This window comes from Enterobacter sp. 50793107, assembly GCF_001463365.1.
In the GTDB taxonomy this organism is placed as follows: Bacteria; Pseudomonadota; Gammaproteobacteria; order Enterobacterales; family Enterobacteriaceae; genus Enterobacter; species Enterobacter cloacae.
Genome location: NZ_LNII01000097.1, coordinates 1 through 1,532, shown reverse-complemented (window position 1 = coordinate 1,532; position 1,532 = coordinate 1). Strand labels below are relative to the sequence as shown.

The window sequence follows — 1,532 nt, the reverse complement described above, 5'->3', positions numbered from 1 at the left end:
CACTAAAGCAAGCATCCAATGCAATTCAATCACTTATGACGTGATCCAAAATAACCTGCGCTGGCGCATGTTGCTCCTGCACTTTTTTGTCACTCCTGCACTACCTTCCTTTCCGCACTATCTCGGCCGCATCCCTGTTCACCTCCTTCCCTGTCACGTTTCCTGTTTCCTTCCGGTACTGCTTCAGCTTGTCGATGATGTTTTGCTGGGTCATGGGTAATTCAGCCAGTGACAATTCCATCACCGCCCGCCCCATCGCCTGAATTTTCATGCTTATACGCTCTTCATCCAGAACCATGCACATCCCTCCTGCTGTTTTTTTAAGCATAGCACTCATGATTTACAAAAATAAATTCATTTAGTTATCATTAATTTATAACTTATGTGATTGATATTATAAATTAGGTTATTGCCATCACTCATAACTAAGGTTATCTTTAACCCATCGAAACAAAACATCGACAGCTGAGCGAAGTTAGCCAGCGGCGAAGTGGAGTTAGAGGACCGCTTAGAGCCGCCACTTGAATTTCAGCAGGTGACGGGGAGTGCGAGGGGTGTAACGGGCAATGGAGAGCCGGTGTGACCAGCTGAAATTTGAATAAAAAAATTAGAGGAGAAACTCAAATGAAGCACTAAAGCGGACAGACCGCACTTCCAAGCCGCAGTAATGATGTGGCCCCGAGTCTCTATGAGAGCCAGACGCAGGTCCGAACTGCGACATACCGCTGGTCAGGGTTAAACGAGGAAAAGGGTATGCCGGTAAAGCAGCGTGAACGCCAGACGCGCACCGGTTAGAGCGGCGATGAGCGACAAGAACTCAAGGGCATGAGCGCGGCCACTGCGAGAGTGTGGCGAAGTTTACCAGCAGCTCTTTGCGAGGGGCTGACGGTAAACAAACAGAGGGGTGTGTATGGCAGATAAAAAAACGGCGCCACTACTGCTTAACGTAGACGCCAGCGAGGTGCTTACTCAGGCCGGGGAGCTTTTAAAGCTACTAGAACTTCCAGCCAGTTCCTTTGAGGGAATTCCTGAGCATGTCGTCGAGCTGTTTTTTGACCGTGTCCGTGGCCTGATTGACAACATCGTCCTTAGTGATTTCTCGACCACAGTCAGCACAACTGACGCCGGTGAAATTTGTCTCAAAGTCAAAATCATCGGGCTGGTTGAACATCTCACTTCCGCAGTCAGGGCACACGGTCCGCATGGTTTGCATGAATATATCCTTTCTACTGTTGGGGAGATTAAAGAGTAAGCGATTTCTTGCTGTTGGGGAATAGCGGGAAAGCGCGCGCCGGGCGCGGATAAACACCCCGGCAATAACTGGAATGTTTTGGGGTGTGGTGAAGGCTGCTATTAGCACGCGGCAAACGCTCTACCTGTGCGACAGGCACTACACCGACCAAAACATTTCTCCCGCATCAGCGGGTAACGACAGAGGGTAAGGCTATGCCAGAATTCGAAATTAATCACCAGACGGGTATTTCTCTACGAGAACTAATCGACTTCCGTAAGTGGAAGGAATCTCAGCTATT

Annotated in this window: 2 protein-coding genes; one reads left to right on the top strand and one right to left on the bottom strand. The window is 49.2% G+C overall.

The features are described 5' to 3' along the window. Positions 1–100 precede the first annotated feature (100 nt). Positions 101–298: a hypothetical protein gene (locus APU11_RS14235; protein ID WP_060578588.1), complete on the bottom strand. Its 198-nt coding sequence runs from the start codon at positions 296–298 to the stop codon at positions 101–103. Between the two features lie 612 nt (positions 299–910). Between APU11_RS14235 and APU11_RS14230 the strand changes: the two genes are divergently transcribed. Then, positions 911–1,252, top strand: coding sequence for a hypothetical protein (locus APU11_RS14230; RefSeq protein WP_060578586.1), 342 nt, complete (start codon positions 911–913; stop codon positions 1,250–1,252). Positions 1,253–1,532 lie beyond the last annotated feature (280 nt).

Coding starts and splice junctions, on each gene's coding strand:
- APU11_RS14235 (WP_060578588.1), bottom strand. CDS start 298: ATGGTTCTGGATGAAGAGCGTATAAGCATGAAAATTCAGGCGATGGGG.
- APU11_RS14230 (WP_060578586.1), top strand. CDS start 911: ATGGCAGATAAAAAAACGGCGCCACTACTGCTTAACGTAGACGCCAGC.